18 protein-coding genes and 1 other RNA gene are annotated in these 24,762 nt (G+C 69.7%); 14 read left to right on the top strand and 5 right to left on the bottom strand.

Annotation, left to right across the window (positions count from 1 at the left end):
* Positions 1 to 200 precede the first annotated feature (200 nt).
* The 4 genes from CBM2594_RS10710 to trxA all read right to left on the bottom strand — a co-directional run bounded on the left by CBM2594_RS10710 (position 201) and on the right by trxA (position 3,361).
* A complete protein-coding gene (locus tag CBM2594_RS10710) occupies positions 201 to 461 on the bottom strand; it encodes a type B 50S ribosomal protein L31 (RefSeq protein WP_012353195.1) in 261 nt (86 codons plus the stop codon).
* 202 nt (positions 462 to 663) lie between these two features.
* Positions 664 to 1,515, bottom strand: coding sequence for a M90 family metallopeptidase (locus tag CBM2594_RS10705; protein ID WP_116356808.1), 852 nt, complete (start codon positions 1,513 to 1,515; stop codon positions 664 to 666).
* 76 nt (positions 1,516 to 1,591) lie between these two features.
* Positions 1,592 to 2,854 (bottom strand): transcription termination factor Rho, encoded by a 1,263-nt coding sequence (gene rho, locus CBM2594_RS10700; RefSeq protein WP_012353193.1) that lies wholly within the window; start codon positions 2,852 to 2,854, stop codon positions 1,592 to 1,594.
* Between the two features lie 180 nt (positions 2,855 to 3,034).
* On the bottom strand, positions 3,035 to 3,361 hold the full coding sequence (gene trxA / locus CBM2594_RS10695) for a thioredoxin TrxA (protein WP_010814265.1): 327 nt from the start codon (positions 3,359 to 3,361) through the stop codon (positions 3,035 to 3,037).
* Positions 3,362 to 3,831: 470 nt separating this feature from the next.
* Here trxA and CBM2594_RS10690 point away from each other — a divergent pair, with 470 nt between their 5' ends.
* The 3 genes from CBM2594_RS10690 (at position 3,832) to CBM2594_RS10680 (ending at position 10,731) form a co-directional block, all read left to right on the top strand.
* Positions 3,832 to 4,104 (top strand): hypothetical protein, encoded by a 273-nt coding sequence (locus CBM2594_RS10690; RefSeq protein ID WP_116356807.1) that lies wholly within the window; start codon positions 3,832 to 3,834, stop codon positions 4,102 to 4,104.
* A gap of 151 nt (positions 4,105 to 4,255) precedes the next feature.
* Entirely contained in the window at positions 4,256 to 7,129 is a 2,874-nt protein-coding gene (locus CBM2594_RS10685) for a PD-(D/E)XK nuclease family protein (protein ID WP_116356806.1), read from the top strand.
* Positions 7,126 to 10,731 (top strand): UvrD-helicase domain-containing protein, encoded by a 3,606-nt coding sequence (locus CBM2594_RS10680; protein WP_116356805.1) that lies wholly within the window; start codon positions 7,126 to 7,128, stop codon positions 10,729 to 10,731. The genes CBM2594_RS10685 and CBM2594_RS10680 overlap by 4 nt, the downstream gene beginning before the upstream one ends.
* A gap of 178 nt (positions 10,732 to 10,909) precedes the next feature.
* Here CBM2594_RS10680 and ffs read toward each other — a convergent pair.
* Positions 10,910 to 11,008: signal recognition particle sRNA small type (ffs, locus tag CBM2594_RS10675), an RNA gene on the bottom strand.
* Between the two features lie 167 nt (positions 11,009 to 11,175).
* Between ffs and CBM2594_RS10670 the strand changes: the two genes are divergently transcribed.
* The 11 genes from CBM2594_RS10670 (at position 11,176) to CBM2594_RS10620 (ending at position 24,588) form a co-directional block, all read left to right on the top strand.
* Entirely contained in the window at positions 11,176 to 13,659 is a 2,484-nt protein-coding gene (locus tag CBM2594_RS10670) for an adenosylcobalamin-dependent ribonucleoside-diphosphate reductase (RefSeq protein WP_116356804.1), read from the top strand.
* A gap of 120 nt (positions 13,660 to 13,779) precedes the next feature.
* Positions 13,780 to 16,137, top strand: a complete 2,358-nt coding sequence (locus CBM2594_RS10665) for a DNA polymerase III subunit gamma/tau (RefSeq protein ID WP_116356803.1) — start codon at positions 13,780 to 13,782, stop codon at positions 16,135 to 16,137.
* A gap of 69 nt (positions 16,138 to 16,206) precedes the next feature.
* Positions 16,207 to 16,539, top strand: a complete 333-nt coding sequence (locus CBM2594_RS10660; protein ID WP_062800650.1) for a YbaB/EbfC family nucleoid-associated protein — start codon at positions 16,207 to 16,209, stop codon at positions 16,537 to 16,539.
* A 7-nt stretch (positions 16,540 to 16,546) separates the two neighbouring features.
* Positions 16,547 to 17,161, top strand: a complete 615-nt coding sequence (gene recR / locus CBM2594_RS10655; RefSeq protein WP_116356802.1) for a recombination mediator RecR — start codon at positions 16,547 to 16,549, stop codon at positions 17,159 to 17,161.
* 86 nt (positions 17,162 to 17,247) lie between these two features.
* Complete coding sequence (locus CBM2594_RS10650; RefSeq protein ID WP_116356801.1) at positions 17,248 to 18,153, top strand: LysR substrate-binding domain-containing protein; 906 nt, start codon at positions 17,248 to 17,250, stop codon at positions 18,151 to 18,153.
* Between the two features lie 177 nt (positions 18,154 to 18,330).
* Positions 18,331 to 19,527, top strand: coding sequence for a CaiB/BaiF CoA transferase family protein (locus tag CBM2594_RS10645; protein WP_116356800.1), 1,197 nt, complete (start codon positions 18,331 to 18,333; stop codon positions 19,525 to 19,527).
* Entirely contained in the window at positions 19,524 to 20,495 is a 972-nt protein-coding gene (locus CBM2594_RS10640) for a hydroxymethylglutaryl-CoA lyase (protein WP_116356799.1), read from the top strand. The genes CBM2594_RS10645 and CBM2594_RS10640 overlap by 4 nt, the downstream gene beginning before the upstream one ends.
* Before the next feature lie 51 nt (positions 20,496 to 20,546).
* Complete coding sequence (locus tag CBM2594_RS10635) at positions 20,547 to 21,572, top strand: Bug family tripartite tricarboxylate transporter substrate binding protein (protein WP_116356798.1); 1,026 nt, start codon at positions 20,547 to 20,549, stop codon at positions 21,570 to 21,572.
* 208 nt (positions 21,573 to 21,780) lie between these two features.
* Complete coding sequence (locus CBM2594_RS10630) at positions 21,781 to 22,824, top strand: ABC transporter substrate-binding protein (RefSeq protein WP_116356797.1); 1,044 nt, start codon at positions 21,781 to 21,783, stop codon at positions 22,822 to 22,824.
* A gap of 129 nt (positions 22,825 to 22,953) precedes the next feature.
* Positions 22,954 to 23,766: an ABC transporter ATP-binding protein gene (locus CBM2594_RS10625; RefSeq protein ID WP_116356796.1), complete on the top strand. Its 813-nt coding sequence runs from the start codon at positions 22,954 to 22,956 to the stop codon at positions 23,764 to 23,766.
* Positions 23,767 to 23,796: 30 nt separating this feature from the next.
* On the top strand, positions 23,797 to 24,588 hold the full coding sequence (locus CBM2594_RS10620; RefSeq protein ID WP_116356795.1) for an ABC transporter permease: 792 nt from the start codon (positions 23,797 to 23,799) through the stop codon (positions 24,586 to 24,588).
* Positions 24,589 to 24,762 lie beyond the last annotated feature (174 nt).

The following is a 24,762-nucleotide window of genomic DNA, read 5'->3' as shown; positions in this document are numbered from 1 at the left end:
AGTATCGCGCATGCGGCGGCCGCGTGGCCGTGGCATGGCGTGGAAGCCTCACGAAATGTGGGGGTAAATCCCGATGGCGGGCCGTGCCGGCCAACCGCTCCGGCACAAAAGCAAAGAGGCAGCCGATGCTGCCTCTGTGCTGGTTCGCGCGCGCCCGGAGCTTGTCCGCGGCAGGCGCGACGCGGGGTCGCTGAAAGCGATTACTTCGCAGCCTTGCCCAGCTTGTTGCCGAACTTCTGGCGGAACTTTTCCACGCGGCCGGCGGTGTCCATGATCTTCTGGGTGCCGGTGTAGAACGGGTGCGATTCCGACGAGACTTCGATCTTGGCCAGCGGGTATTCCTTGCCGTCCTTCACGATCGTGTCCTTGGTCTGGATGGTCGAGCGGGTGATGAAGCTGAAGTCGCTGGACATGTCCTGGAACACGACTTCGCGGTAATTCGGGTGAATGCCTTCTTTCATGATGAGTCCTTTCTGGTTGGGTAGCCAGTCCGTTGCCATCCGCGGTGCTCCGCCAGAAGCGGAGAAGGTATGGCGCGGCGACGAACGAACCACTTGCCGATTACGGGCAAACCGGGATTATGGCAGAAAAACAAATACTTGGGGAAGGGCGTACGGGGGCATCGGCCCAACAAAGTGATGCGCCGAAAAAGAGGCGTCTGTTTCACATCGCGGCGGGATCCTGCCGATAAAACGCCGCCAGCGACTGGTAAACCACCGGCCAGTGCCGCGCCAGTCCGACCGGCTCGACAAAAAACGCCTCCGACGTCACGGCAAAGAACTCGCTGGGCGCCTCGCTGCCATAGGGGTCGATGACGCGCAGCGCCGCGGGCAGCCGCTCCGGGTGCTCCCAGTCGGCCTCGTCGCGCGCATCCCAGGCTTCGGCGAAGCGGTCGTATTCGGTCAGGAAGGTTTCGGCCCAGGCTTCGGCGTCGATGTCCGGATGCAGCACGCGCGAGAACGCCGGCACGCCGTCGGGCTCGCCGTCGAGCATGTCGAGCTTGTGGGCGAATTCGTGGATGACCACGTTGTAGGTGTCCGCCGGCAGGGCATGATCGCTGTCGAGGCCCGCGCCGGGGCTGTGCACGTCGGGCCAGGACAGGATCACCGGGCCGTGCTCCCACGCTTCGCCGCTGGCTTCCTCGACCACCCCGTGGACCAGGCCGATCTCGTCCTGCACGGTCCGGCGGATGATGAACTCGCCCGGGTAGAGCACGATGCCATGCCAGCCGCGGTACCACGGCAGTCCCAGCTTCAGGATCGGCACGCAGGCCTGCACCGCGACGCTGGCCACCATGTCGTCGGCCAGCGGCAGGTCGTGCGCGGTCGAGTATTCCTTCTCGGCGATGAACAGCGTGGCCAGCTCGCGCAGCGCGGCAAGATCGGCGCTGCCGTAGCGCTGCACGAACGGCAGCGTGGCCACGGTGCGCGTCCAGAGCGCGTCGGGGATGGCGTAGTGCTCGAGCTTGCGGGCGCGGGAGCGCGAGCGCAGGAAGGTGGTCAGTTTGCCCAGCATGACATGGTCGAAAAAACAAAAAAGGCGTGCCGCGGCACGCCTTCCTGTCTGCGTTGCGGCACGGCCGCAGCGAGGCTCAGCCGCCTCGGCGCATCATATCGAAAAACTCTGCGTTGTTCTTGGTGGCCTTCATCTTGTCCATGATGAATTCCATCGCCTGCACTTCGTCCATGTCGGAGATGAATTTGCGCAGCACCCAGATCTTCTGCAGGATGTCCGGCTTTATCAGCAGTTCTTCGCGGCGCGTGCCGGACTTGTTCAGGTTGATCGACGGATAGACGCGCTTTTCGGCCAGGCGGCGTTCCAGGTGCACTTCCATATTGCCGGTGCCCTTGAACTCTTCGTAGATCACGTCGTCCATGCGGCTGCCGGTCTCGATCAGCGCGGTGGCGATGATGGTCAGCGAACCGCCTTCTTCAAGGTTACGCGCGGCGCCGAAGAAGCGCTTCGGGCGCTGCAGCGCGTTGGCGTCGACACCGCCGGTCAGCACCTTGCCCGAGGCCGGCACCACCGTGTTGTAGGCGCGCGCCAGGCGGGTGATGGAGTCCAGCAGGATCACCACGTCGCGCTTCAGCTCGACCAGGCGCTTGGCTTTCTCGATCACCATTTCCGCCACCTGCACGTGACGGATGGCGGGTTCGTCGAAGGTGGACGCGACCACTTCGCCGCGCACCGAGCGCTGCATCTCGGTCACTTCTTCCGGGCGCTCGTCGATCAGCAGCACGAACAGGTCGGCTTCCGGATGATTGTTGGCGATCGCGTGTGCAATGTGTTGCAGCATCACGGTCTTGCCCGACTTGGGCGACGCCACCAGCAGCGCGCGCTGGCCGCGGCCGATCGGCGCGATCATGTCGATGATGCGGCCGGTGATGTTCTCTTCCGCCTTGATGTCGCGTTCGAGCGTGAGCGGCCGGTTCGGGTGCAGCGGCGTCAGGTTCTCGAACATGATGCGGTTCTTGACCGCTTCGGGCGCCTGGCCGTTGACCTTGTCCACCTTCACCAGCGCGAAATAGCGCTCGCCGTCCTTGGGCGTGCGTACCTCGCCCTCGATCGAATCGCCGGTGTGCAGGTTGAAGCGGCGGATCTGCGACGGGCTGATGTAGATGTCGTCGGTGCTGGCCAGGTAGGAGGTCTCGGGCGAGCGCAGGAAACCGAAGCCGTCAGGCAGGACTTCCAGGGTGCCGTCTCCGTAGATGGTTTCGCCCATCTTGGCGCGCTTCTTCAGGATCGCAAACATCAGTTCCTGTTTGCGCATCCGTTGTGCGTTGTCGATCTCGAGCGTAGCCGCCATTTCGAGAAGCGCAGACACGTGAAGCGATTTGAGTTCTGTCAGGTGCATAGACGAGGGGTACAGATGGGCCCGGACGGGCGAGACCTAATGGAAGGGGGAGAAAATGAGCGAACGCTCGGGGAGTTGTTGGTGGCATCTTAGCACAATCCGACCGGCGCGCCAGGGTGTGGCGCACGCACGTCGGATCGTGACGAAACCGGGACCGTGGGTCGGGTCCCGGCGCGCAGCTTACAGGTTGCCGTCGAGGAAGGCAGTCAGTTGCGACTTGGACAGCGCGCCGACCTTCTGGGCCGCGACCGCGCCGTTCTTGAACAGGATCAGCGTCGGGATGCCGCGGATGCCGAACTTGGCCGGCACCTGCTGGTTCTCATCGACATTGATCTTGGCGATCTGCAGCTTGTCACCGTAGTCCTTGGCGACTTCATCCAGGATCGGCGCGATCATCTTGCAGGGGCCGCACCATTCCGCCCAGAAATCGAGCAGGACGGGCTTGTCGGACTGGAGGACGTCAGCGTCGAACGAGGCGTCGCTCACATACTTGATTTGTTCGCTCATGGCGGAAAACCTCTGGTTTCGCTCTGTTTATGTTGAAGGCTGGACGGCCGAGCCGTTACCTTACACGAGATTGCGCGGACCCGTCGGGCCGCCCCATTCCCCCTGAAGCAGGCGGTGGAGGCCGCTGCCGCGCCCGGTGCTGCCGATATGTTACCAGTTTGCCGATATTCAAGACCGGCCCCCGGCACCTCCGGCAAGGCCGCGGCAACTCCCTGCACAAGGGTCCGCAAACAATGCCGTCATTCTGGTGCAAAGGTTTGATTCATTGAAATGCTTATTTTCAATGACGGCGAGAGCTTTGCCTTATCGCGGCGCCGGTGGCGGATGGGTGTCATAGAATGCACTTATGCGCGCCGCAGTGCCGGATGCGTACAGCCTGCGCGTAGAATAGAAGCGGTTCGCACGGCGCCCGACGGGCAGCTCGCGGCGCACCATTCACGCCACCCTGCGCCCCTGACTAGGTCATCGACATGAACACCGATCCCCACAAGCCTTCGCAGCCCGAGTCCGGCCAGGCGCCGGACGTCGACCACCTGAGCGATGCGCTGGACCATCTCAGCAGCGCCGTGGAGACCAACAGCATCGCCAGCGGCGCCGCGCGCGGGCTGGTCTACAGCATCATCGAAACGCTCGGCACGCTGGTGGGCGACCCGGACTTGCCCGAGCACGCGCGCTCGGGCTACGAAGGGCTGCTCGAGACCGCGCGCGAAATCCGCGCCCGCCTGGAAGGCGGTTCCGACTGAAGCGGCACGGCCTGTCCCCGTACCGCGGTGCCCGCCGCCGCCGGACGCGCCGGCTGGCGGCGCCGCGTCATTGTTGCTCTCGTTGCTTCCTGATTCGTTCCAACCCGACGCCGTTGCCGCAGCCTTGCGGCCAACGCCTCAATGACGGCCCATGACGTCGCTCAGTTTTCGCCCCGGCCCTGATTTTCTCGAGCAGGCGGCCACGGCTGCCTGGTATTTCCTCGACCGCTGCGGCGCGCCCGAGGCGCAGGCGCACGTGGTCGTGCCGACCGCCGCGCAGATTCCGGGCGTACGCCAGGCGCTGGACGCCGCCGCGCGTGCCGGCGGGCAGCCACGGCTCTTGCCGCGCGTGCTGACGCTGGGCCACTGGCTGCTCGACCTGCCGCCCGAGGGCGCGCCGGTGCGCAGCCCGGCCGCGCGCCTGCTCGCGGTGCAGCAGGCGGTGCGCGGCCAGGACTGGCTGCGCCGGGCGTTCGGCGCCCAGAACGAAACCGCGGCATGGGGTTTGTCGCAGACGCTGCTGGCGATCTGCGACGAGCTCAGCGCGCGCTGGCTCGAAGACGCCGCCATCCGCGACGACGACGAAATCGACGGCGACGATCGCGCCGGCCTGCTGCAGGGCGCGCTGGCGCGGACCTATTCGCATCTGTCGGAGCGTTTTTTGGGCGAAGAGGCGCGCATCGTGCTGGCGTTCTGGCAGGCGCTGTCCGGGCCCGACGATCCGCTGCCGGCGAAGCGCCGCGCGCTGCGCGAACTGTCCCAGCAGCTGCGCGGCCCGGTGGTGTGGATTGCGCCGACGCCGCCCACGCCGCTCGAGGCCGCGTTCCTGCGCGATGCCGCCGAGCTGGTGCCGGTGCTTCAGGTCGGCTACGACTGGTCCGGCCAGGATCAGGGCGATGCCGGCTGGTACCAGGCGCTGCTGGCGTTGTGGCCGGAAGCCCGCATTGCCGACGATGCCGACGCCGCAGCCCTGGCGCCGCCGCCGGCGATGCCGGAACTGCCGCCGCAGCGCCCGTCGGTGCGCGTGGTCGGCTGCGCGCGCTTCGAGGACGAGGCCGCCGCCGCGGCCGCGCAGCTGGTGCAGTGGCTCAATGAAGGCCGCCGCCAGGTGGCGCTGGTCGCGCACGACCGCGTGGTGGCACGCCGCGCGCGCGCACTGCTGGCGCGCGCGGGTGCGCCGGTGCGCGACGAGACCGGCTGGAAGCTTTCCACCACGCGCGCGGCCGCCGCGCTGATGCGCTGGTTCGACCTGCTGGTGCGCGACGGCGATACCGCGGCGCTGCTCGACCTGCTCAAGAGCCCGTTCTGCCTGCCCGGCGTGGCCGCGCGCGGCGCCGCCATCGCGCTGCTCGAGCGCCAGGTGCGGCGCGAAGGCATTACCGGCGGCTGGGCGCGGCTGCGCCAGTTGTTCGCGCCCGCGCCGGCCAGCGCGCCGCACGCCACGGGCGATGATGACGATGCCGGGCAGGCGCCGCGCCGCGCGGCCCATGGCCTGATCGGCTTGCTGGCCGACGAGGCCGAACGCTGGCCGCGCGGCCTTGCGCAGCATCCGCTGGCAACCTGGCTGGAGCGGCTCGACGGCATGCTCGATCGCCTCGGCATGCGCGCCGCGCTGGCCGCCGACGATGCCGGCAGCCAGCTGCTCGATGCGCTGGCGCGGCTGCAGGAACTGCCGCGCGACGAGACCGGCGGCCATGCCACGCTGTCGCAGGGCGAGTTCCGCGCGATGCTGTCGGCGCTGCTGGAATCGGTGGCCTACAAGGAGCCCTCGGCCAGCGGATCCGCGCGCATCACCATCCTGCCGCTGAACGGCGCGCGCATGCGGCGCTTCGAGGGCGTGGTGATCGTCGGCTGCGATGACGCCCAGCTGCCGTCCAGCGCCGCCGAGCTGATGTTCTTCTCCAACCAGATGCGGCGCGAGCTGGACCTGGAAGACCGCGAGGCGCGCTTTGCGCAGCAGGCGCGCGACCTGGCCGAGGTGCTGCTCAACAACGACGACGTGGTGCTGACCTGGCAGCGCTACGGCAGCCGAGGCGAGCCGCACCACGTGTCGGGCTGGATCGAGCGGCTGGCGGCGTGCTGCGCGCGCGCCGGGGTCAGCATCGAAGCCGCCGCCGCGCCGCAGGCGCACCAGACCTTCGCCGACGTGCGCGGCATGCCGGCCCCCGCGGCCGAGCCCGCGCTGGTGCCGCAGCGCTGGAGCGCGCAGGCGTACAACATGCTGCGCCGCTGCCCCTACCAGTTCTTCGCCGGGCGCATGCTGGGCCTGGCCGGGCTGGAGACGGTCAGCGACGAGCTCGAAAAGCGCGAGATCGGCGAGACCCTGCACCGCGTGCTGCTGACCTACCACAAGGACCTGCAGGCGCGGCGCGAGCGCGGCGAGACGCTGTCCGAGGACCAGCGCCTGGCGCGCCTGAGCGGGATATCCGACGAGGTGTTCGGCGCGCTGATGGCCGAGGATGGCAACGCCATTGCCTACTACCGGCGCTGGCGCGAGGTGCTGCCGTCGTATGTCGCGTGGCAGTCCGCGCGCGAGGCCGAGGGCTGGTTCTGGCGCGGCGGCGAGCTCGACGCCGGCATCGACCTGCCGATGCCGGACGGCCAGCCGCTGCGCCTGACCGGGCGCATCGACCGTCTCGACCAGGGCCCTGGCGGCGCGCATGCCGTGCTCGACTACAAGACCCAGAGCGCCACGCGCCTGAAGCGCAAGCTGGCCGAGGTCGGCGAAGACTGCCAGCTGCCGTTCTACGGCCTGCTGCGCGCCGACGCCGCGGCCGGCAGCTGGGTCGCGCTGGAAGGCGCGCGCGAGGGCGCGCCGGCGGCGCAGCGCGAGGTCGGCCTGCCTGACTTCGAGGCCGCGGTTACCTGGCTGGAGCGCCAGATGCGCGACGACGTGATGCGGCTGCGCCAGGGCGCCAGGCTGCCGGCCTTCGGCGATGCCTCGGCCTGCGTGTATTGCACCGCCCGCGGCCTGTGCCGCAAGGGCTTCTGGGACTCCACCGCCGTGCCGGCGCTGACATCATGACGCCTGACGATCTGCACGAGGTCCAGCCCTACCAGCGCGATGGCGCGCCGGTTTCCGAGGCCGAATTCACGCGCGCCGCATGCGACCCGGCGCGCTCGGTGGTGGTCGAAGCCTGCGCCGGCAGCGGCAAGACCTGGCTGCTGGTGGCGCGGCTGGTGCGCCTGCTGCTGGCCGGCGCGGCGCCGCATGAAATCCTGGCGATCACCTTTACGCGCAAGGCCGCCGAAGAAATGCGCGACCGGCTGCTCGAGGTGCTGGCGCAACTGGCGCGCGACAGCGACGACGACGTCATTGCCGCACTGGTGCAGCGCGGCCTCGCGCCCGACGCCGCGCGCGAGGCGCTGCCGCGCGCGCGCCGCCTGCATGCGCAGGTGCTGGCGGCACCGGGCCGCATGGCCATCGACACCTTCCACGGCTGGTTCGGCACGCTGCTGCGCGGCGCGCCGCTGGCCTCGGGCATCGTGCCGGGCGCGTCGCTGCGCGAAGATGCGCTGCGCATGAAGCGCGAGGCCTGGGCGCCGGTGTGGCGCGCGCTGGCCACGCCGGCCTACGCCGAGCTGCGCGCCGCGTGGGAAACGCTGGTCGATACCGTCGGCGACTTCCAGGCGCGCGCGCTGCTCGACGCGATGTTCCATGCCCGCAGCGAATGGTGGGCGATGCAGGAGGGCGGCGACCCGCTGCAGGCGCTGTCCGACTGCCTGGGCGAGGATGCGCAGGGCGACGTGCTGCTGCAGGCGCTGTCCGACGAGGGCTGGCGCGATGCCTGCGAAGCGCTCGCGGCGCGGCTGGGCGCGGCCGGCAAGAGCGAGCAGGCCCACGCCGGCCGCATCACCGAGGCGCTGATGGCGATCGCCGACTGGCGCGCGGCCGGCGCCGCGCCCGGCAAGCCCGCCGCACGGGTGTTCGCGCAGCTGCGCGCCGCGTTCTTCACCACCACCGGCGGGCCGCGCTCGCTGCGGCGCACCGCGGCACTGGCCAGGGCCGCGGGCGGCGAAGGCATGGTCGATGCGCTGCTGGACCAGCATGCCGCGATCTGCGCGATGCTCGACGAGATCAGCGCGCGCTGCTGCGAAGCCGCGGTGCTGGCGATCAACCGGGCCCTGTTCTGCATCGGCGATGCGCTGCTGACGCGCTACCAGCGGCACAAGGACGCACAGCGCGCGATGGACTTCGCCGACCTCGAATGGCAGGCCGCGCGGCTGATGTCGGACGAGCAGACCGCCACCTACCTGCAGGTGCGGCTCGATGCGCGCTACCGCCACCTGCTGCTCGACGAGTTCCAGGATACCAACCCGCTGCAATGGCGCATCCTGCAGGGCTGGCTGGCCGGCTATGCGGGGCTGGGCGAGCGCCCGACGGTGTTCCTGGTGGGCGATCCCAAGCAATCGATCTACCGTTTCCGGCGCGCCGATGCCCGGCTCTTCGGCGCCGCCGGCGAGATGCTGCGCGACGCGTTCGGCGCCACCGTGCTGCGCACCAACCGGACCCGGCGCAACCGCGCCGAAGTGCTCGACTGGGTCAACGCCGTGTTCGACGGCGCGCGCGCCGAGGGCCGCTATCCGCTGTTCTCTACCCAGACCACGGCGCTGGGCGGCTGCGGCGGGCCGGTGTGGCTGCTGCCGCTGGTGGAGCCCGATGAGGCCGGCGACAGCGCGCAGCAGGGCGCCGATGACGAGCAGGCCGAAGCCGCGCCGGCGCATCGCGACACGCTGCTGCAGCCGCGCCGGCAGGCCGGCGACTCGCTGCGGCTGGAAGAAGGGCGGCGCGTGGCGGCGTGGCTGCGGCTGCTGCGCGATACCGTGCCGGTGCACGAAGGCAACACGCAGCGCCCCGCGCGCTGGAGCGACATGCACCTGCTGGTGCGTCGCAAGACCCATCTGGCCGACTACGAACGCGCCCTGCGCGAGGCCGGCATCCCATGCCTGAGCCCGCGCCGCGGCGGCCTGCTGGCCACGCTCGAGGCGCTCGACCTGTCGGCGCTGCTGGCGTTCCTGATGACGCCCGAGTCGGACCTGGACCTGGCGCACGTCTTGAAGAGCCCGCTGGTGGGCGCGAGCGACGATGACTTGCTGGCCCTCGCGCAAATGGAGGGCGAGGGCGGCTGGTGGGCGCGCATCGAGGCCGGCGGCCTGCCGGCGCACGCTTCCGACGCGCTGCGCGAGGGCGTGCCGCGGCTGCGGCAGTGGCTGCGCATCGCGCCGCAGCAGCCGGTGCACGACCTGATCGACCAGATCTTCCACGGCGGCGAAGTGCGGCGCCGCTACGCCGAGGCCGCGCCGCCGGATATCCGCGAACAGGTGCTGGCCAACCTCGATGCCTTCCTGAAGCTGTCGCTGGACCTCGATGGCGGGCGCTATCCGAGCCTGCCGAAGTTTATCGACGAGCTGCAGGAAATCCGCCGCGGCGACGAAGCCGAAAGCCCGGACGAAGGCGGCATGGGCGAGCTTGCCGAAGACCTCGAGCCGGCCGACGACGATCCCGCCTACGCCGGCCTCGACGCGGTCCATATCCTGACCGTGCATGCCGCCAAGGGACTGGAGGCGCCGTTCGTGGTGCTGCTCGACGCCAACCACAGCGAGCCCGCCGCCGACAAGGGCGGCATCCTGGTCGACTGGCCGCCGTCGTCGCCGGTGCCGCGGCATTTCTCCGCGTACGGCAAGCGCAGCGAGCGCGGGCTGGCGCGTGCGCCGCTGTTCGAAGCCGAGGCGGCGCTGGGCGAGCGCGAGAACTGGAACCTGCTGTACGTGGCGATGACGCGCGCGCAGCAGGGCCTGCTGGTCAGCGGCGTCAAGGGCCGCGCCAGCCGCAACAGTGCCGGCGAAGGCAACGCCGAGATCGCCGGCAGCTGGTATGTGCGGCTGCAGGCCGCGGGCGTTGGCGAGATGGTGCCGTCCTATCCCGAGGCCCAGGACAATGCGGCCGATGCGCAGGCATCGCTTCCCGCGCGGCTGAGCGAGCCGGTGCGCTTCACCGACTTCCGGCTGCGCTACCGCGACGCCATCGATGACCGGCGCGAGCCCGCCGTCGCGCAAGACGATGCCCAGGCCGACGATGCGTCCGACGGCATCGTCTTCAACGCCGCCGCGGCGCGCCATGGCGAACTGGTGCATGCGCTGCTGGAACGCCTGACGCGCTATCCCGAAGCCTTTGCCGGCGTGCCGGCGATCGATACGGTCTTGCGCTGGTTCCCGCTGACCGGCGCGCACACCGCGGCGGCACGGGAAGCCTGGCGGCAACAAGTGGAAGAGGCGCTGGCAGCAGTGGCGGCGATGCTGCGCGCGCCGGCGCTGGCACCGCTGCTGGCCGCCGGGGAAGCGCGCAGCGCGCGCAACGAGGTCGAGCTGTACGACGCGCGCGGCCGGCTGCTGCGTATCGACCGGCTGGTGGAATTCGACGATCGCGTCGTCGTGATCGACTACAAGCTGCGCCTGCTGCCGCAGGAACACGCCGCCTATCGCGCGCAGCTGGGCCGCTACGCGGCGGCGATCGCGCCGATGTTCCCGGGCAAGCGGGTCGAAGCGGGCGTGGCGACTGCCGATGGCGAATGGATTCCCGCCGAGCGCCTGGCGCCGCAGGCTCCGCAACAAGGTTCGCTGTTCTGAACGCTGGCGCGGCGCCCCGGCAAGGGCCGCGGAATCGGCGCAAAATGGGGCGCATGGCGCGCGCGAGGGCCGCCTGGCTGTACTAAAGTGACAGGGACTGCGCTGCGAGCCGATGGTGCGTGGCATTGCCGCACAAAGGGGAAACAGGGGAGGGGGTATGGCGGAAGGGGAGTGTGAGGTGGACGAGCCTGACCCTCGGCACTGGCGGAAAACGGCTGTGGCTGCTTCGTTCCCGACCTGACCAGGTTGACCGCGCCACCATGCGAGGAGGCCCGTCCGAGCGGCATTGTACCCCAGAGCGCGGGCGCGCGCAGGATTTGCATCGAATGCCCCTGGCGCGCGCGGGTCATTGCCGGTGTCATGGCGCCGGCTTGATCTGGCGCAGGCAATGCGGGCCGCGCTGCCCCGACCATTCACCAACCCGCACACGTGGTGAGCCAATACATGAACGCAAACGACCAGATCATTCGCGGCGCGCTGGCGCCGCAGGAAATCTCCACCGAAGTCCTGCTCGAAAAATACGCCAAGGGCGAAGAGCGCAGCATCGCCGATGTCAGGCAGCGCGTGGCGCGCGCGCTGGCCCAGGCCGAACCCGAAGACCAGCGCGACGCCTGGAGCGCGCGCTTCCTGTGGGCGCAGGAAAACGGCTTCGTTCCGGCCGGTCGCATCAATTCGGCGGCGGGCACCGGCATCCAGGCCACGCTGATCAATTGCTTCGTGCAGCCGGTCGGCGATTCGGTGTCGGAGCCGCGCGACGGCCGCCCCAGCATCTACACCGCGGTGGCGCAGGCCGCCGAAACCATGCGCCGCGGCGGCGGCGTGGGCTATGACTTCTCGGCGATCCGCCCGGCCGGCGCGCTGGTGCGGGCCACGCATTCGCGCGCGTCGGGGCCGGTGTCGTTCATGAAGGTGTTCGACGCCTCTTGCGCCACGGTGGAATCGGCCGGTGCGCGCCGCGGCGCGCAGATGGGCGTGCTGCGCTGCGACCACCCGGATATCGAGAGCTTTATCCACGCCAAGGACAAGGGCGAGCTCAGCAACTTCAATATCTCCATCGGCGTCACCGACGCCTTCATGCAGGCAGTGCAGGCCGATGCCGAGATCGAGCTGGTGCACGAGGCCGAGCCCGGCGCCGACATGATCGCCGCCGGCGCGTACCGCCGCGACGACGGGCAGTGGGTGTACCGGCGCGTGCCGGCACGCAACCTGTGGGACCAGGTCATGCAGGCCACCTACGACCATGCCGAGCCCGGCATCCTGTTCCTGTCGCAGATCAACGCCGACAACAACCTCTACTACTGCGAGCGCATCGAGGCCACCAACCCCTGCGCCGAGCAGCCGCTGCCATCGTATGGCTGCTGCTGCCTGGGCTCGATCAACCTGACCCGCTTCGTGCGCCAGCCGTTCACGCCGCAGGCCGGCTTCGATTTCGATGCCTTTGCGGAAGTGGTGCGGGTGGCCACGCGCATGCTCGACAACGTGCTCGACGTCACCTTCTGGCCGTTGCCCGAACAACAGGCCGAGGCCCACGCCAAGCGCCGCGTCGGGCTGGGTTTCCTCGGCCTGGGCAGCGCACTGGTGATGCTGGGCCTGCGGTATGACACCGAGCCGGCGCGGCAACTGGCGGCGCGGATCTCGGAGCGCATGCGCGACGAGGCCTACCTGGCATCGACCGAACTGGCGGTGGAGAAGGGTGCCTTCCCCTTGTTCGATGCCAACGCCTACCTGCAGAGCGGGTTTGCCGGCCGGCTGCCCGAACCCGTGCGCGATGCCATTGCCCGCCATGGGCTGCGCAACTCGCACCTGCTGTCGATCGCGCCCACCGGCACCATCACGCTGGCCTTTGCCGACAATGCCTCGAATGGCATCGAGCCGGCCTTCTCGTGGACCTACAACCGCAAGAAGCGCATGCCGGACAACAGCTATCGCAGCTTCGAGGTGGCGGACCATGCATGGCGGCTCTACCGTCACATGGGGGCCGACATGGCGCAGCTGCCGGACGCCTTCGTCACCGCGCTGCAGATGTCGGCGCTGGACCATATGCGGATGCTGGAAGCGGTGCAGCCGTATATCGACACCAGCATCAGCAAGACCGTCAACGTGCCGGAGGACTACCCGTACGAAGCCTTCCGCAACCTGTACCTCGAGGCGTGGAAGGCCGGCCTCAAGGGGCTGGCGACCTACCGGCCGAATTCGGTGCTGGGCGCGGTGCTGTCGGTCGAGGCCCCGGCCGCGCCGGCTGCGCCCGCGGCCGACGACAACCCGCTGGTGCGCCCGTTCGGCAGCCGGCCGGTGGGCGACCTGGAGGGAGTGACGTCGAAGGTCGAATACCTGACCTACGAGGGCCACAAGACCGTCTACCTGACCGTCAACTTCATGCGCGTCGCCGGCGTGGCCGACGGCAGGCCGGTGGAGATCGAGCGCCCGGTGGAATTCTTCATGCCGGCGGGCCAGCGCAGCGAGGGCCAGCAATGGATCACCTCCACCATGCGGCTGTTGTCGATGGTGGCGCGCTCGGGCGGCTCGGTGGCCAAGGCGCTGGCCGACATGCGCAACGTGGTGTGGGACAAGGGCACGGTGCGCTACGGCACGCTGGTGCGCCAGGACGGCACCGAGGTGCCGCGCTTCCATGACTCCGAGGTGGCGGCGCTCAGCTACGCCCTGCAGCGCATCCTGATCAAGCGCGGCTTCCTCGACGCCGACGGCGGCCAGGTGCCGGTGGCGGCGCTGGCCGCGCGCCTGGCGCAGCGCGACGCCGGCGGGCAGGCGCTGGCCGGGGCCGAACTTGCCGGCCCGGCCAGTACGGCGCCGGGCACGCCCGGCGTGGGCACCGGCAAGCCCTGCCCGGAGTGTGGCGCGCATGCCTTGCACAAGGTCGATGGCTGCGCCAAATGCGCCAATTGCGGCTACGTGGGCGAGTGCGGCTGAGCCGCGCCGCGGGCGGCCGGCGGCCCCCGGCGCGGGCCGCCGGCGCCGGGGCCGGATAAAGACGCCGGCAGCGGCGCCGGGGCGGCCGGCGGGGGGCCGCATTTTGCTACAATCGCCGCCATGAGTTATCAAGTTCTAGCGCGCAAATGGCGCCCCAGGGATTTCACCACGCTGGTCGGCCAGGAGCACGTGGTCCGCGCGCTCACGCACGCGCTGGAACAACAGCGGCTGCACCACGCCTACCTGTTCACCGGCACGCGCGGGGTCGGCAAGACCACGCTGTCGCGGATCCTGGCCAAGGCCCTGAACTGCACCGGCGCTGACGGCAACGGCGGCATCACCGCCCAGCCGTGCGGGCAGTGCAAGGCCTGCCAGGAGATCGACAGCGGCCGCTTCGTCGACTACATCGAGATGGACGCCGCGTCGAACCGCGGCGTGGACGAGATGGCGCAGCTGCTCGACAAGGCCGTCTACGCTCCCACCGCCGGGCGCTTCAAGGTCTACATGATCGACGAAGTGCACATGCTGACCAACCACGCCTTCAACGCCATGCTGAAGACGCTGGAAGAGCCGCCCGGGCACGTCAAGTTCATCCTCGCCACCACCGACCCGCAGAAGATCCCGGTGACGGTGCTGTCGCGCTGCCTGCAGTTCAACCTGAAGCAGATGCCGCCGGGACATATCGTCTCGCACCTGGACCATATCCTGGCGCAGGAAGGCATCGCCCACGACGGCAACGCGCTGCGGCTGCTGGCCCAGGCCGCGCATGGTTCGATGCGCGACGCGCTGTCGCTGACCGACCAGGCCATCGCCTACAGCGCGGGGCAGGTGTCCGAGGAAGCCGTGCGCGGCATGCTGGGCGCGATCGACCAGGGCTACCTGGTGCAGCTGCTCGACGCGCTGGCCGCCGAGGACGGCGCCGCCATGCTGGCCATCGCCGATGCCATGGCCGACCGCAGCCTGTCGTTTGCCGGCGCGCTGCAGGACCTGGGTTCGCTGCTGCACAAGGTCGCGCTGGCGCAGGCCGTGCCCGCTTCGGTGCAGGACGAATGGCCCGAAGCCGACGAGGTGCGGCGCCTGGCCGGCGTGTTCGACGCGCAGGAAGTCCAGCTGTTCTACCAGATCGCCAACCTGGGCCGCAGCGAACTGGCGCTGGCGCCGGACGAGTACGCCGGCTTCACCATGACGCTGCTGCGCATGCTGGCGTTCCGCCCGTCGTCGGAACCGGCTGCGGCGCCTGGGCAGGGCGGTGTGGCGCCCGCGCGCCCGCGCAGTGCCGGCATGCCAGTCGCGGCGCGACCGGCCGAGGCACGCCAGGCGGCGCCTGCCGCCGCTGCCCCGGCTGCGTCCGCCGAGTCTGCTGCAGCCGCTGCATCCATTACCGATTCCACACCGCTGCCAGCCGCGGTGCCGTCCGCGACTGCGCCAGCCGCGCCCGTGGCCGAGCCAGCCGCAGCACCGGCGGCTGCGCCTGCCGCGGCCGAGCCCGCGCCTGCCCGCCCGGCCACAGGCGCCATGTCGCCCGCGGCCGCGGCGCTGGCCGCCGCGCGCCAGGCATCTGCCGCCCGCGGTGGCGGCCGCAAGGCGCAGGCCATGCCCGCCGCGCCGGCCGCGCCCGCCGCTGCGCAGCGGCCGCCGGCACAACCATTGCGCGCCCCCGCGGCCGCAGCCGTGAGCCGTCCTGCTGCGGCACCGGCCCCTGTTGCAAGGCCCGAGGCGCCGCCGCAGTCGCTGCGCCCGCCCGCACCGGCGGCCAGGCCGGCCGCGCCCGCGGCACGGCCCGCGGCCAGCCAGCCGCAGCCCGAATCCGTGCCGCCCTGGGAAGCTGCCGGTGGCAGCGATGTGCCGCCGTGGGAAGAGCTGCCGCCCGACCTGCCGGTGATCGGCCCCTATGACAGCGACCCGGGCTACAACGACTACGGTTTCAGCGAACCGGCCCCGCGCGCCACGGCACCGCGCCACGGCGCGGCGCGCCCGGCGGCCCCGGCCCGCGAGGCCGAGCCGGCCCGCGAGCCCGCTGCCGCGCCGGCGGCGCCAGCCGAATCCGCCAAACTCGTCGCGCCGCGCCCGCCCGTTGCGGGCGAGGACGGCACCCCGCCGGCCTTCACCGGCGACTGGCCGGTGCTGGCCGCCGGCCTGCCGCTGAAGGGCCTGGCGCAGCAGCTGGCCTACCAGAGCGAACTGACCCAGGTGGTCGGCCGCACCTTCCACCTGCGCATCCCGGTCGCGGCGCTGGGCGAAAACGGCGTCGCCGAGCGGCTGCAGCAGGCGCTGTGCGACCACTTCGGCGAGCCCGTGCGCGTGGTCTGCGAAGTGGGCGGGGTCACCGTCACCGCCGCCGCAGCCGATGCCGAGGCCCGTGCCGAACGCCAGCGCCAGGCCGAGGCCGCGATCGAGGCCGATCCCTTCGTGCAGGGGCTGCTGCGCGACTTCGGCGGCCAGATCGTGCCAGGCTCGATCCAGCCGCGCGCCGCCTGAGCGGCGGCCGGCCTTGGTTTTACCCAATTTCCGTCACCGAACCCTTACCGAATCCAGGAGCATTCCATCATGATGAAAGGTCAACTCGCCGGGCTGATGAAGCAGGCCCAGCAGATGCAGGAAAACATGAAGAAGATGCAGGAGCAGCTGGCCCTGATCGAGGTCGAGGGCCAGTCCGGCGCCGGCCTGGTCAAGGTGGTCATGACCTGCAAGAACGACGTCAAGCGCGTCACCATCGACCCCAGCCTGCTGGCCGAGGGCGAGGACAAGGACCTGCTGGAAGACCTGGTCGCCGCGGCCTTCAATGATGCCGTGCGCAAGGCCGAGGCCACCACGCAGGAAAAGATGGGCTCGATGACCTCGGGCCTGCCGCTGCCCCCGGGCTTCAAGCTGCCGTTCTAAGGCCATTGTGAAAGCCTCGTCGCCGACTTCGCTGCAGGCGCTGGTCGAGGCGCTGCGGGTGCTGCCCGGCGTCGGGCCCAAGTCCGCCCAGCGCATGGCCTACCACCTGCTGCAGCACGACCGCGAGGGCGCGCGCAAGCTGGGCGACGCGCTGCGCGGCGCGGCGGACCATATCCGCCACTGCCAGCGCTGCAACACCTTCACCGAGCAGGAGATCTGCGCCACCTGCCTGGACGAGCGCCGCGATGCCTCGGTGCTGTGCGTGGTGGAAACCCCGGCCGACCAGGTCATGATCGAGCAGACCCTGACCTACCGCGGCAAGTACTTCGTGCTGATGGGCCGGCTCTCGCCGCTGGACGGCATCGGTCCGCGCGAGATCCACCTGGACCGGCTGCTCGCGCGCGCCACCGAGCCCGAGCTGGGCGGCCCGGTCGGCGAAGTCATCGTCGCCACCAACTTCACCAGCGAAGGCGAGGCCACCGCGCACTACATCGGCGAGATGCTCAAGGCGCGCGGCCTCAAGGTGTCGCGCCTGGCGCGCGGCGTGCCGGTGGGCGGCGAGCTCGAATACGTCGATGCCGGCACCATTGCCCGCGCGGTGATGGATCGCCGCAACCTCTGAGCCCGGGCGCGCGGGGCCCCTTGCCCGCGCACCGGTCATCGCGTTCTTCCGCGTTCTTCCGCCTTCTTCCGCTGCCTCCCCGCCCCATGAACCTGGCCCGCTTCGATCTCGTCACGCTTGGCTTGTTCGTCGCCGTGGCCCGGCAGGGCAGCATCTCGGCCGGCGCGCGCCAGTCGCACCTGGCCGTGGCGGCGGCGAGCAAGCGCATTTCCGACCTGGAGACCGCGGTCGGCGCGCCGCTGTTCTTTCGCCATGCCGCCGGCGTGCAGCTGACCGAGGCCGGCCAGGCCTGCTTCCACCATGCGCTGACCATCCTGCAGGACGTCGAGCGCATGGCCGGCGTGATGTCGGACTACGCCTCCGGCGTGCGCGGGCAGGTGCGCGTGTGCGCCAACACCTCGGCGATCACGCAGTTCCTGCCCGATGACCTGGCCTCGTTCATGCAGCGCCATCCGACCATCCGCATCGAGCTGGAAGAGCAGAACAGCCGCGACATCGTCGCCGCGCTGGTCGAGAACCGTGCCGACGTCGGCATCTTCGCCGATCGTACCCCCGCCGCCGGGCTGATGACGATCGAATACCGCCAGGACGAGCTGGTCATCATCACCCCGCCCAACCATCCGCTGGCCGCGCGCGGCCCGGTGCACTACGCCGATACGCTGGAATTCGATTTCGTCAGCCTGCCGCAGGAAACCTCGCTGGCCGCGCGCCTGCTCGAAGAGAGCAGCCGGCTCGACCGGCCGTTCCGGCTGCGCATCCAGGTGCGCAGCTTCGACGCCATGTGCCGCATGGTGATGGCCGGGCTGGGCGTGGGCGTGCTGCCGCGCATCGCGGCCGAGCCGCACGTCAAGTCGATGGGGCTGTCGCTGGTGACGCTGCAGGACGCCTGGGCGCGTCGCTCGCTGCTGATCGGGCTGCGCGACCCGGCTGGCCTGACGGTCTCGGCGCGGCTGCTGATCACCCATCTGTGCGGGGACCGGGCGCCGTTCTAGGGCGTCCTTGCGCAAGGCACCACCAAGCCTTTCGCGTTCCGAGAAAGCCCGCTTCTCCGATTGCCGATTCCTGGCTGCCCCGCGCTGGGGCAAACTCCGTCCGAACGCAATGTATGGCATGCCAGTCAATGGCGCTGCCGCACTGCAACAAAACTGCCGCATCGCACGGAGACACCCATGGCGCAACAGATCCTTGAGGGCATTCGCGTCCTCGAACTCGGACAACTCATCGCCGGCCCTTTTGCTGCCAAGACCCTGGCCGACTTTGGCGCCCACATCATCAAGGTCGAGCCGCCCGGGCAGGGCGACCCGCTGCGCAAATGGCGCATGCTGCATGAAGGCACCTCGGTCTGGTGGGAGGCGCAGTCGCGCAACAAGGAATCGGTCTGCATCGACCTGCGCCAGCCGGAAGGCCAGGCGCTGGTGCGCAAGCTGGCCGCCGAGGCCGATGTGCTGATCGAGAACTTCCGCCCCGGCACCATGGAGAAGTGGGGCCTGGGCTGGGACGTGCTGCATGCCGACAACCCGCGCCTGATCATGCTGCGCGTGTCGGGCTACGGCCAGACCGGGCCGAAAAAGGACGAGCCCGGCTTTGCCGCGGTGGCCGAGGCCATGGCCGGCCTGCGCCACCTGACCGGCGAGCCCGGCCGCGCGCCGGTGCGCGCCGGCCTGTCGCTGGGCGACACCATCGCCGGGCTGCACGGCGCGATGGGCGTGCTGCTGGCGCTGTACCAGCGCGATGCGCGCGGCGGCGAGGGGCAGGTGATCGACGTGGCGCTGTACGAGTCGCTGTTCAACCTGAGCGAAAGCCTGCTGCCGGAATACTCGGCCTTCGGCGCGGTGCGCCAGCCCGCCGGCGGCGCGCTGCCGGGCATCGCACCATCCAACGCCTATCCCTGCGCCAGCGGCGAATACATTCTGGTGGCGGCCAACGGCGACGCCATCTTCAAGCGCATGATGCTCGCCATCGGCCGCGCCGACCTGGCCGCCGATCCCGCGCTGGAGCATAACGATGGCCGCGTGGCGCGCGTCGACGAGATCGATGCCGCCATTGCCGGCTGGACCCGCACACAGACGGTGGAGTCGGCGCTGGCGGTGCTGCGCGAGGCCCAGGTGCCGTCGGGCCGCATCTATACCGTCAAGGACATCGCCGAAGACCCGCACTACCGCGCGCGCGGCGTGATCGAGTCGGTGACCTCGGCCGGCGGCCTGACCGTGGAAGTTCCAGGCGTGGTGCCAAAGCTGTCGGCCAGCCCGGGGGAAATCCATGACCGTGCGCCGACGCTCGGCGAGCATACCGATGCGGTGCTGAGGCAGGCCGGCTTCGATGACGCCGCCATCGCCGACCTGCGCGCGCGCAAGGTGGTCGCATGAGCGCCGCCGCCAGCCCGCTGCGCGGCCCGGCCCGCGTCGAGATCAATGAAGTCGCGCCGCGCGACGGCCTGCAGATCGAGCCGGTGGTGGTGCCGACCGACGCCAAGGTGGCCTTCGTCGATGCGCTGTCGGCCTGCGGCTTCGCGCGTATCGAAGCCACCTCGTTCACCTCGGCCCGCGCCATCCCCGCGCTGGCCGACGCCGAGGCGCTGATGCACCGCATGCGGCGCCAGCCGGGCGTGCGCTACACCGCGCTGGTGCCCAACCTGCGCGGGCTCGAGCGGGCGCTGTCGTGCCGGCCTGACGAGGTCAACCTGGTGATGTCGGCCAGCGAGACCCACAACCGCGCCAACCTGCGCATGACGCGCGCGCAATCCCAGCAGCAGCTGCTGGCGATGATTGCCGAGGCGGGCGCTGCCGGCGTGCCGGTCAATGTGTCGCTGTCGACGGTGTTCGGCTGCCCGTTCGAGGGCGAGGTCGATGCCGCCGAGGTGATGGCGCTGGCCAGCGGCTTCGCCGAGGCGGGCGCGGCCGGCATCACGCTGTGCGACACCACCGGCATGGCCTATCCGAACCAGGTTGCGGCGCTGTGCGAAGCCTTCCAGGCGGCGCTGCCCGATACCGGCCTGACCATCCACCTGCACAACACCCGCGGCATGGGCCTGGCCAATGCCGTGGCCGCCTGGCAGGCCGGCGTGACGCGCTTCGACGCGGCCGCCGGCGGCCTGGGCGGATGCCCGTACGCGCCCGGTGCCAGCGGCAACGTCAGCACCGAAGACCTGGTCCACATGTTCGACTGCATGGGCGTGCAGACCGGCGTCGACCTGGGCGCGCTGCTCGACGTGGTGGCCGGCATGCCGGCGCTGGTCGGGCGCGACCTCCACAGCCAGCTGCTGAGCGCCGGCCCGCGCCTGCGCACGCACCAGGCGCCGGCCTGGATGGCAGAGCATTTCGCCGCGCAGGCGTAGCCCCGCACGCGCACCACAACAACGCATCCACAAGACCAAACGGAGACCCTCATGAAGCAAGCCCTTCAACCCCAGCCCGCCATGCCCGCACGGCGCCAGGCCGTGGCCTCGGCACTGACGGCACTGGCCGCAATCGGCGCGGCATGGTTTGCCCCGGCGGCACTCGCGCAGGACGGGAGCTATCCCGCCCGTCCGGTCACGCTGGTGGTATCGGCCGCGGCCGGCGGCACCACCGACATCGCCGCGCGCATGATTGCCGAGCCGCTGGCGAAGGCGCTCGGCCAGCCGGTGGTGGTCGACAACCGGCCCGGCGGCAACGGCGGCATCGCCGCGAGCCTGGTGGCGCGCGCCAAGCCCGATGGCTACACGCTGATGCTGCAGTACTCGGGCTTCCACGTGATCACGCCGCTGCTGGTGAAGAACCTGTCGTGGGACCCGGTCAAGGACTTCGCGCCGGTGGCCAATATCCTGTCGGCGCCGCAGGTGCTGGTGGTGCGCCCGAGCCTGCCGGTCAAGTCGCTGAAGGAGCTGGTCGCCTACGCCAAGGCCAACCCGGACAAGCTCAACTACGCCTCGTCGGGCAACGGCTCGCTGCAGCACGTGTCGACCGAGCTGCTGAACCAGATGGCCGGAACCAGGATCACGCACGTGCCGTACAAGGGTACCGGCCCGGCCATGACCGACCTGCTGGGCGGCTCGGTCGACCTGACCATCACCACGCCGCCGCCGCTGATGGGCCATATCGCCGCCGGCAAGCTGCGCCCGCTGGTGGTGACCAGCAAGACCCGCCTGCCCAGCCTGAAGGACGTGCCGTCGGCGCCCGAGGCCGGCTACCCTGACCTGGACGTGTCGTCGTGGTTTGCCATGTACGCGCCGGCCGGCACGCCCAAGCCGGTGGTCGACAAGCTGACCGGCGAGATCGACAAGATCATGCGTACCGAGGCCTTCCGCAAGAAGGCCGAGGAACTGGGCGCCGAGGCCAAGTACATGAACCCGCAGCAGCTGGGGCAGTACCAGAAGGCCGAACTGGCGCGCTGGGCCAAGGTGATCAAGTCCGCCGACATCCACGCCGAATGATGCCGTTGGCAGTGGCAAGCTGATCGAAAGGTAAGGGCGCTAAGCTGGCGGGTTTGCTAGGTATTGATACCGATGCGGTGCGCGGCGCCGTCCGGTAGCATCGCAACTTGCCGCACCGCGGCGCGCCCCCTTTTCAGCGCCTTTGTTCCAGCGCTTTTTTTCCAGCGCATCCGCCGCGGCGCCAGTCCACACGGGTAGGAGATCTCGCATGTATAACAAGAAGTTCTGGAAGCAATTCCTGATCGCGCTGGCGCTGTTCCTGGCCGGCTGGTTCACCTTCGGCCAGGCGCAGGCGCAGGGCAAGCCCGAGAAGACCAAGGTCACCATCGCGGTGGGCGGCAAGAACCTGTTCTATTACCTGCCGCTGACCATCGCCGAGCGCCTCGGCTACTTCAAGGACGAAGGGCTGGACGTCGAGATCGTCGACTTCGCCGGCGGCGCCAAGGCGCTGCAGGCGGTGGTGGGCGGCAGCGCCGACGTGGTCTCGGGCGCCTACGAGCACACCATCAACCTGCAGGCCAAGGGCCAGCGCTACCAGGAATTCGTGCTGCAGGGCCGCGCCCCGCAGATCGTGCTGGTGGTGTCGAACAAGACCATGCCCAACTTCAAGTCGATCGCCGACCTGAAGGGCAAGAAGATCGGCGTGACCGCGCCGGGCTCGTCGACCAACATGATGGCCAACTTCGTGCTGGCCAAGGCCGGCCTGAAGCCGTCCGACGTGTCGTTTATCGGCGTGGGCGCCAGCGCCGGAGCGGTGGCGGCGATGCGTTCGGGCCAGATCGATGCGATGGCCAACCTGGACCCGGTGGTATCGATGCTGACGCAGAAGAACGAGGTGCGCATCGCCTCGGACACCCGCACGCTCAAGGACACCCAGGCGGTGTTCGGCGGCAATATGCCGTCGGGCTGCCTGTACGCGTCGCAGGCCTTCATCCAGCAGAATCCCAACACCACGCAGGCGCTGACCAACGCCATGGTGCGCGCGCTCAAGTGGCTGCAGAAGGCAGGCCCGTCCGACATCGTCAAGACCGTGCCGGAAAGCTACCTGCTGGGTGACCGTGCGCTGTACCTGGCCGCGTGGGACAAGGTCAAGGAAGCGATCTCGCCGGACGGCACCATGCCGGCCGACGGCCCGCGCACCGCGCTCAACGCGCTGAGCCAGTTCGATGCCGAGCTCAAGGGCAAGCCGGTCAAGCTGGAAGAGACCTACACCAACGCCTTCGTGCAGAAGGCCAACGCCAAGTACAAGTAATTTTCCTGCCGTCGATGCCATCGGCCCGCTGCCCGCAGCGGGCCTTTGCTTTGCGGCGCCGACGGTCCATCCCTCATCACCCGCCCGCGCCGCCCCCGCGCGCCACGGCGGGCCCGAGATCGGTTCATCATGAGTATTCCCGCACTTTCACTCGACCAGGTCACCTGCACCTTTGTCTCGCGCGATGACCGCAGCCAGCGCTATACCGCGGTCAAGGACGTCACGCTGTCGATCCAGCCCGGCGAATTCGTATCGGTGGTGGGCCCCACCGGCTGCGGCAAGTCGACGCTGCTGAATGTCGGCGCCGGCCTGCTTGAGCCCTCCAGCGGCGAGGTGCGCGTGTTCGGCGAGCCGCTGCGCGGCATCAACCGCCGCGCCGGCTACATGTTCCAGACCGAGGCGCTGATGCCCTGGCGCAGCGCGCTCGACAACGTCGTCGCCGGCCTGGAGTTCCGCGGCGTGGCGCGCGCCGAGGCCGTGCAGCAGGGCGAGGAATGGCTGCGCCGCGTGGGCCTGGGCGGGTTTGGCGACCGCTACCCGCACCAGCTCTCGGGCGGCATGCGCAAGCGCGTGGCGCTGGCGCAGACGCTGGTGCTGGACCCGGACATCATCCTGATGGACGAGCCGTTCTCGGCGCTGGATATCCAGACCCGCCAGCTGATGGAGAACGAGGTGCTGGAGCTGTGGGCCGCCAAGCGCAAGGCCGTGCTCTTCATCACCCACGACCTCGACGAGGCCATCGCCATGAGCGACCGCGTGGTGGTGCTGTCGGCCGGCCCCGGCACCCACCCGATCGGCGAGTTCGCGATCGACCTGCCGCGTCCGCGCGACGTCGCCGAGATCCGCAACCACCCGCGTTTTGTCGAGCTGCACGCCGCGATCTGGGACGTGCTGCGCGAGGAAGTGCTCAAGGGCTACGCCCAGCAGCGCAAGGTGGCCTGAGCCCTCCAACCTAACAAGACCTGAATTCCGATGGCATTCCGTACTGATTCCAAGGGCATGCTGCGCGTCTGGCAGCTGCTCGTCCTGGTGGTGATCCTCGGCGTGTGGCACGTGGCCACGCGCTCGCAGCAGGTCGCCTTTTTCTTCGGCGAGCCGCTGATGGTGGCGCAGCGCATCTGGAGCTGGTTTATCGTCGAGCGCGATATCTACCTGCACCTGGGCGTGACGCTGATCGAAACCGTGCTGGCCTTCGGCATCGGCACGGTGGCGGGGCTGGGCGTCGGCCTGTGGCTGGCGCTGAGCCCGCTGACCTCGGCCATCCTCGATCCCTACGTCAAGGCCATGAACTCGATGCCGCGCGTGATCCTGGCGCCGATCTTCGCGGTCTGGTTCGGCCTGGGCATCTGGTCGAAGGTGGCGCTGGCGGTGACGCTGGTGTTCTTCATCGTCTTCTTCAACGTCTACCAGGGCGTCAAGGAAGTGAGCCCGGTGGTGCTGGCCAATGCGCGCATGCTGGGCGCCAACCAGAAGCAGCTGCTGCGCCACGTCTACCTGCCGAGCGCGACCAGCTGGGTGTTCTCGTCGCTGCATACCTCGGTGGGCCTGGCCTTCGTCGGCGCGGTGGTGGGCGAGTACCTGGGCTCGGCGCGCGGCGTGGGCTACCTGATCCTGCAGGCCGAGGGCACCTTCGACATCAATACCGTGTTCGCCGGCATCGTGGTGCTGACCGCGTTTGCGCTGGTGCTGGACTGGATGGTCGGCATGGGCGAGAAGCGGCTGATGAAGTGGCAGCCGAAGAGCGGGGAGACGGAGAAGCTGTAACGTCAGCGTCCCGCCGGTTTGCTCCCCTCTCCCGCTTGCGGGAGAGGGGCCGGGGGTGAGGGCGGGCGGTGGCATACCGCAGGCATGACTTCGTGGAAGCTCCCGGCCCTCACCCCAACCCTCTCCCGCAAGCGGGAGAGGGAGTACACAGGCGATTAAGGAAAAGCTCTGCGG

Origin of the sequence: Cupriavidus taiwanensis (assembly GCF_900249755.1) — a bacterium.
GTDB classification, from domain to species: Bacteria; Pseudomonadota; Gammaproteobacteria; order Burkholderiales; family Burkholderiaceae; genus Cupriavidus; species Cupriavidus taiwanensis_D.
Note: the sequence above shows the minus strand (reverse complement) of the source record. Positions and strands in the feature narration are given on the sequence as shown.